The sequence below is a fragment of the Streptomyces sp. NPDC086549 genome (assembly GCF_044746205.1).
In the GTDB taxonomy this organism is placed as follows: domain Bacteria; phylum Actinomycetota; class Actinomycetes; order Streptomycetales; family Streptomycetaceae; genus Streptomyces.
The window spans coordinates 1-6,613 of the sequence record NZ_JBIVBS010000057.1 but is presented as its reverse complement, the minus strand read 5'-3'; the positions used below and the strand labels follow the sequence as shown (position 1 = coordinate 6,613).

8 protein-coding genes are annotated in these 6,613 nt (G+C 66.8%); 1 reads left to right on the top strand and 7 read right to left on the bottom strand.

All coding sequences use genetic code 11. The features are described 5' to 3' along the window. Nucleotides 1-328: 328 nt before the first annotated feature. From ACIPSA_RS51310 to ACIPSA_RS51285, 6 genes are all read right to left on the bottom strand, one after another. Complete coding sequence (locus ACIPSA_RS51310; RefSeq protein WP_402649220.1) at nucleotides 329-712, bottom strand: MmcQ/YjbR family DNA-binding protein; 384 nt, start codon at nucleotides 710-712, stop codon at nucleotides 329-331. Nucleotides 713-877: 165 nt separating this feature from the next. Then, on the bottom strand, nucleotides 878-1,525 hold the full coding sequence (locus ACIPSA_RS51305) for a nitroreductase family protein (protein WP_402649217.1): 648 nt from the start codon (nucleotides 1,523-1,525) through the stop codon (nucleotides 878-880). Nucleotides 1,526-1,584: 59 nt separating this feature from the next. Further along, entirely contained in the window at nucleotides 1,585-2,379 is a 795-nt protein-coding gene (locus ACIPSA_RS51300) for an isocitrate lyase/phosphoenolpyruvate mutase family protein (protein WP_402649214.1), read from the bottom strand. A 111-nt stretch (nucleotides 2,380-2,490) separates the two neighbouring features. After that, nucleotides 2,491-2,916 carry a nuclear transport factor 2 family protein gene (locus ACIPSA_RS51295; RefSeq protein WP_402649212.1) on the bottom strand — a complete coding sequence of 142 codons (426 nt, stop codon included), beginning with the start codon at nucleotides 2,914-2,916 and terminating at the stop codon, nucleotides 2,491-2,493. Beyond that, a complete protein-coding gene (locus tag ACIPSA_RS51290) occupies nucleotides 2,913-3,467 on the bottom strand; it encodes a carboxymuconolactone decarboxylase family protein (RefSeq protein WP_389588365.1) in 555 nt (184 codons plus the stop codon). The genes ACIPSA_RS51295 and ACIPSA_RS51290 overlap by 4 nt, the downstream gene beginning before the upstream one ends. 57 nt (nucleotides 3,468-3,524) lie before the next feature. Further along, nucleotides 3,525-3,722, bottom strand: coding sequence for a hypothetical protein (locus tag ACIPSA_RS51285; protein WP_402649209.1), 198 nt, complete (start codon nucleotides 3,720-3,722; stop codon nucleotides 3,525-3,527). 47 nt (nucleotides 3,723-3,769) lie between these two features. Here ACIPSA_RS51285 and ACIPSA_RS51280 point away from each other — a divergent pair, with 47 nt between their 5' ends. Continuing rightward, entirely contained in the window at nucleotides 3,770-5,206 is a 1,437-nt protein-coding gene (locus tag ACIPSA_RS51280) for a PLP-dependent aminotransferase family protein (protein ID WP_402649206.1), read from the top strand. Between the two features lie 424 nt (nucleotides 5,207-5,630). On the opposite strand, the gene ACIPSA_RS51275 is transcribed toward ACIPSA_RS51280, so the two are convergent. After that, a complete protein-coding gene (locus tag ACIPSA_RS51275) occupies nucleotides 5,631-6,275 on the bottom strand; it encodes a class I SAM-dependent DNA methyltransferase (protein WP_402649204.1) in 645 nt (214 codons plus the stop codon). Nucleotides 6,276-6,613 lie beyond the last annotated feature (338 nt).

Below are 6,613 nucleotides of genomic sequence, written 5' to 3'. Positions count from 1 at the left end.
ATGACGTCGTTGATCGCTGCGGACGGCTCAGTCCGCTCCGTCAGCGTCATCCCGGCCGTTCCCGCGGCCCGGTCGGTTACCACAATGGCTTTCATGGGGATCGTCCCCTTCCTCGTATGTGCTCGTAACACGATCATGAGCGGTGCTTCTCCAGCCGCCTCCAGCAGATGAGGCTGCAGGCCAATGAGCCGCGTGCATCGTGAATTCGCAGGTCATGGACATGGTGTGGGTGGTGGTTCGGGTACTTGCGCCGGTCGGTGGCCGATCGCCAGTGCCGTGGCGCGCGCTCTGTCCTGGAGCTTCTCGCCGCTGATGGGCATGACGAAGGTCAGGCGTGGCGGCCGTAGGTGCGCGGATCCACGGGCTGCTCGGACTTGGGAAGCCCGCCGACCACGAGACGGTAGGAATCGATCACGAGCTCCATCACTAGCTTCTCGTTGATGGTGCCCCCGCCTTCCGCCGTGATCCAGTGCCTCTTGTTCATGTGATAGCCGGGGGTAATGTCCGCGTACTGCTCACGCAGGGCTGCGGCGTCGTCCGGATCAGCTTTCAGGATCACGACGGGGCGCCCCGGCATGTCGGTCATGAGCATGAAGACCTTGCCGCGCACCTTGTAGACCTTCCAGTCGGGGCTGAAGCGATCCTCCAGGTCGACGCCGGGCAGTCCCACAGTGCAGTCGCCCGCGATCTTCTGCAGCTCCTGTCCGTCCAAGGTGATCAACTCCTCTGTCGATCCGAGTGCCCTGACCGCCCGGCCAAGGCCCAAGGTGGCGCCTCCCGCATGGCCGCCACGAACGGCGGCGCCCGCACGCCGGCAACCCCAACAAGATCGTTTACGGGCTCTATGTGTTGTGGGTTTTGGTTTCCGGGTGGGTGTTTAGATGAAGGTGAACAGCTGGTCGGCGTCGAATCGCGAGATCGGGGTGGTGTACACCCTCTCCGGGTCGGGGTAGCCGAGGGCCAGCAGCACCGTCGTGCTGCGTCCGGTCTCGCGGATCTTGAACGCCTTGTCGACACTGGTCGGGTCGAACCCCTCCAGCGGCGTGGCCTCGACGCCGAGCTCAGCGGCCGCCATCATGGTCAGGCCCACCGCCATGTAGGTCTGCTTCTCCATCCAGTGGTTCAGGTCCTTGTAGCCGTAGTTGCGCAGGTTGAGGAAGTCTCGGGTCATTGATTCCCACAGCTCCTGCTTCGACGGGTCAGGGAACCGGCCGTCGGCCCTCTCCTTCGTGAACACCGCCTCGAGGTGGCTGTCAGGCACATCTGCCCGGGTGGTGAGGATGATGGTGTGCGACGCGTTCAGGATCTTCTCGCCGTTGTCCTGGAATCGTTCGCCCAGGTTGTTGGCGAGCCGCTCCTTGCCTTCGGGCGTGGCGAGGACATAGAAGTGGTTGGGCTGTACGTTCACCGATGACGGCGTGGAGCGCAGGAACCTCAGCAGCTGCTGAAGGGTTTCCTCCGGAATGGTCTTGCTGGGGTCGAAATACCTGGTGAGGTGCTTGTTCATGAGCTTGTCGAGGTTCATGTCGATCTGCCTTCTTCTTGCGTTGAGTGGGTGAGGAGCGGTGGTTCGCGGGGTTTGGGCTAGTTCGTGCCGCGGGCAAGTAGTTCGCTGATGCGCTCGAAGCTGATTCCTGTCGTCGCGGCGGTGACGTCACCCGCGACGAGAGCCTTGGTGGCCTGTTCGAGTGCCTCCATTGCGTGGGTGTAGAGCGCTGGACCCAAGCTGATGCGCTTGACCCCGGCCTTCTGCAGTTCAGCGACGGTCAGCACCTTGTCCGCCGGCGAGATGAGGACGTTGACCGGTGTCGGCGCGACGGCGGTGACGATCGCGACGAGTGCGTCGAGGTCGGGTGGGTACGGGGCGTAGAGCACATCCGCGCCGGCCTCGGCGAAGGCCGTCAGACGCCGGATGGTGTCGTCGAGATCGGGCCGCCCCTGGATGAAGTTGTCGGTGCGGCCGGTGACGACGATGCGCCCCCTGGCCGCCTCGACGGCGCTGCGCATGCGGTCGACTGCCTCGTCGAAGTCGCGGATGGGTTGATCGGGATTGCCCGAGGTGTCTTCGATCCCGATACCGGCCAGGCCGGACTCGACGGCGGCTTCGACGGTCGCCGCGACGTCTTCAGGCGTGTCGCCGTAGCCGTCCTCGAAGTCTCCGTTGACGGGCAGCCCGGTGAGCCGGGCGAGCAGCCGCGCATGCTCGAGGTGCTCGTCGCGGGTGACTTCGTGACGTCCGTCGGACCGGCCGAGTGTGGTGGCGAGTGCCGCCGACGATGTCGCGATCGCCTCGAAGCCGGCATCGGCCAGCATCAGCGCCGAGAGGCCGTCCCATGCGTTCGGCATGACGAGGCCACCGTCGCGGGTGTGCAGTGCCATGAACTTCTCATAGAGTTCGGAGCCCGGCATATCGAACCTTTCCTGAATGATCGTTGACGCGGTGAGCGGTTTGCCGGCTGGGTGCGCGGACCGCGTCGAGGGTTCCGGCGATCAACCGGTGGGTGGGGTGTTGTTGGCGGCGGCGTGGAGCCTCTCAAAGGTGACCCAGCCCCAGCAGACGAGATGACGCGCGATGAGTCCGTCGACGATGTCCATGGACTCGACGAGGTGGGTTCGCCCGTCGGTGTCTGGAGCGGGTACTCCCAGATCAACTGATGGCCATCGGCGAGGTAGGTCCCGGTACGCCACCCAGTGCTCGAAGGCACGGATCGACTCGCGGCCCTGGACCACGCCAGAGCCCGTGTCTCCCGGCGAAAGCACGGCGGGCGGTGTTTCGATGACGCCGTCTGCCGCGTAGAGGTCGGCGATCTTGTCCGCGTCCTGGGTCGGCACGGCTTCGTGCCAGGCGCGGAACACACGCTCGATCGCGCTCTCGCTCGCCGCGTCGGGCGCCGTCGGCTCCGGGTGCGGGTTCACTGGGCCACGGCCGTATCGACCGCGCCGACGGCGGGGATGTCGAGGTCGGTCTGGTTGACGTTGTTGATGAAGTTGGTGAGCAGGAATTGCACTGCCACCGCGACGATCGCCAGGATCTGCGGGTCGGTGTACCCGGCGCCTCGCACACCCGCGAGCTCGGCGTCGCTGACCCGCCCGCGGCTGTCGACCACCCGTTGCGCGAAGCGAGCGGCCGCGGCGCGTTTGGGATCGACCGAGCTCCCGACGCGGCCGAGCTCGATGTCGTCGCCCGACATGCCGCCGAATTCGGTCGCGACGTAGGTGTGAATCGCCAGGCAGTAACTGCAGCCGTTGGCTTGCGACACGGCCAGCGCGATGCTGTGCCGGGTCTTCGCGTCCAGAACCCGGCTCAAGGTGCCTTGCAGAGTCGTGACGCCCTCGAGAACGGTCGGGTTCGACGCGATGGCCTTGAACATGTTCGGGACGAAGCCGAGCTGCGCGCCAACGTTGTCCAGTATCCGCTGCGCGCCGGCGGGGACATCCTCTAGAGGGGGAACGTTCAGTCGTGACACAGTGAATCGACCTCCGGTGGGGGTGTGAGTAGTCGTCGTCGAGCCCAAGTCGGGCACTTAGTGCTGCAGAGCTCCGCCGCAGGCCTTACCTGCACTGGCCGCAACCTGGCCGGGGCCTTTGACCCGTTCTCCCGTCTTCTGGACGGTCCGTTCCCAGCCTGTGGTGACGACCGCGCCGGCGGATGCCAGGTCCAGACACGTGACGTAGGGGTTCAGGAGACGTGCGGTGCTCTCGTGCGCTTGATCCGTCGTCATGCCCGCAACGCTACGGTCTCAGTGGTGCGGGAGTATGGTCCATTTACATGAGAGATTCCCGGACCAATTCCGCGGCCGACCCGCCCCCCACGTTCGGTGCCGACCTCCATCTGGAGCTGCGCGGGCCCGGGCTGCGCGCAGGGCTCACGGACGCCTTGCGGGAGGCCGTGCGCACGGGGCGTCTGGCGCCCGGCAGCCGGCTGCCGGCCTCCCGCTCACTTGCCGCGGATCTCGGCGTCTCCCGCAACACCGTGGTCGAGTCCTACGCCGAGCTGGTCGCCGAAGGCTGGCTCACCGCCCAGCAGGGCTCCGGGACCCGGGTGGCCACCCGGGTCGAGCCGCACAGGGCCGCGCCCGACGCTCGCCGCACGAGGCCGGACGAGCACCTTCCCAGGTACGACCTGGTGACGGGTGCACCGGACCTCGCGAACTTTCCGCGCACGCAGTGGCTCACCGCGGCCCGCCGGGCTCTGACCGCCGCGCCGAACAGCGCCTTCGGCTACGGCGACGCCCGCGGCCGCATTGAGCTGCGCACAGCACTCGCGGACTACCTGACGCGGGCCCGCGGGGTATATGCCTCGCCGGAGCGGATCGTCATCTGTTCCGGTTTCCACCACGGCCTGGCGCTGATGGCGCAGGCGCTCAGGGCGCGGCGAGTGCGGGCGGTGGCCGTCGAGGCCTACGGTCTCGGTCTGTATCGCGACCTGCTGGCGAACGCCGGTCTGCACACCCCGCCCCTCTACGTCGATGAACATGGCGCACGCATTGACGACCTTGCGCGACGCGGAGTGGGCGCGGTGCTGCTGACCCCGGCGCACCAGTACCCGACGGGGGTCGCGCTCAGCCCGGAGCGGCGCACGGCGGCCGTCGACTGGGCACGCGCCACCGGCGGCCTGATCCTGGAGGACGACTACGACGGGGAGTTCCGGTACGACCGCCAGCCGGTGGGTGCCCTGCAGGGCCTCGATCCGCAGAGGGTGGTGTACTTCGGTTCCGCAAGCAAGTCCCTGGCGCCGGGGGTACGGCTCGGATGGATGGTGCTGCCGGAGGAACTCATCCCGGAGATCGTGGCGGCCAAGGGGCACGGCGACTACATGACGAGCGCCCTGGAGCAGCTGATGCTCGCGGAATTCATCGCCTCGGGCGCGTACGACCGTCATGTGCGCTCGATGCGGCTGCGCTACCGGCGCCGCCGCGATCAGCTGGTCGCGGTCCTGCGCCAGAGGGCTCCCGGCATTCGTGTGGCCGGCATGGCGGCAGGACTGCAGACGGTCCTCGACCTCCCTCGTGGAACCGAGAGTTCGGTGGTCCAGGCCGCGGCCCGGCAAGGTCTGGCGATCAGGGGGTTGTCGCAGTTCCGCTACGAAGTGGCGGACTGTGGCTGGCAGTTGCCCGAACGGGACGCCCTGGTGGTCAACTACGCGGCGCCCTCGGACAGCGCGTGGCCGGGCGCACTGGACGCACTGTGCAGCGTGATGCCCTAGGTGACTGGTGTTGATCGTGCCCGGCTCGGCGTGCTCGGAATCAAGTCAACAGGACGTGGAATCTGGGCGATCTCCGCCGGCTGACCCCTCGAGGAGCGCAAGGGACGCGCGAACAGCCCGCCCGCCGCCGCACATGCCCTTACCGGGCCCTGCACGGACACAGGCTGCCCGCCGAGCGCCCGATCCCCCAGCGGGAGCAACACGATCTGACGCCCCGACGCAGAACCAACGCGCTCAGGAAGAACCACTTAAATGATCTGGTTCCGAGTCGGGCCGCTGGCCTGCGGCGACCAGTTGAGTTGAGACGTGGGGAAGCCGGGAATCTCAGGTGATGTGGTCCCGGGCGAGCGGATGCCGGAGGCTGTCTCAGTTGATGTGGTCCGACTTCGCTGTGTCGTCGGCCGCAACCGGACCGCTGATGTGGCTAGGACTGACAGCGTGCGAAGAGGACCGCACCTGGAACGCTCTCGTCGGGGTCGAGCAGCATTTGGGCCTCGATGGTGAACCCGGCATCGCGTAGCCAGGCCGCCACCTGGTCAGGCTGGCGGCGGTGAACGTGGACGTTCATCGGGTGACCGCCGTAGCCCTGCGTCTTCAGCCTCGACCCGTCGCCAACGTGAAAGCCGAGCAGCAGTGGTCCACCGGGACGCAACACCCGCCGGAAGTGGGCGAAGACCGTGGGCACTGCTTCGTCGGGGACGTGAATCAACGACCAAAAGGCGAGCAGGCCGACGACTGAAGCATCGGCGAGGTCGAAGTCCGTCATCGAGCCCACCTCGAACCGCAGGCGGGGGTGATCACGCCGAGCCACATCGATCATCACGGATGAAAGGTCAATGCCGAAAGCGTCCACACCCAGCTCGTGCAGGTGAGCAGTGACGTGTCCAGGTCCGCAGCCCACGTCCGCCACCGGCCCACCTCCAGCGGCGTGCACCAAGTCGGCGAACACTGCCAGAGCCGCCCGAAGATACCGCGCGCTGGCCAGAACCTCGCGTATTTGGTCGGCATAGCTGACCGCGACCGTGTCGTAGGAGGTCCGGGTGTCTGCCAACCAGCGGTCCGCGTTCATGGCTCGACAGAGTAGTGCAGTGATCAGGATCACGAACCAGATCAAGTGAGATCAACGACGCATCAGACCAGGCCACTTGAGATGGGGTCCAGATCCTTCGAGACGGGACACCAACTCGTGCATGGCAGGCATGCGCCCGTCGGTGGCTACGACGTCGTGATGCGGCCCCGTCATGACAACTCGAAGCGGCCCCGTTTCGTGAAGATCCATGACGGCTCGAAGCGCTCCCCGTGCCGACATGGGCAGGTCTCTGCCGGAGCCGGAGAAAGCTGCCGATGCTCAAGTGGGAGCCGATTCCAGCCGCCCGGGTGGGGCCGCCGAACGACGTCGCAGTCAAT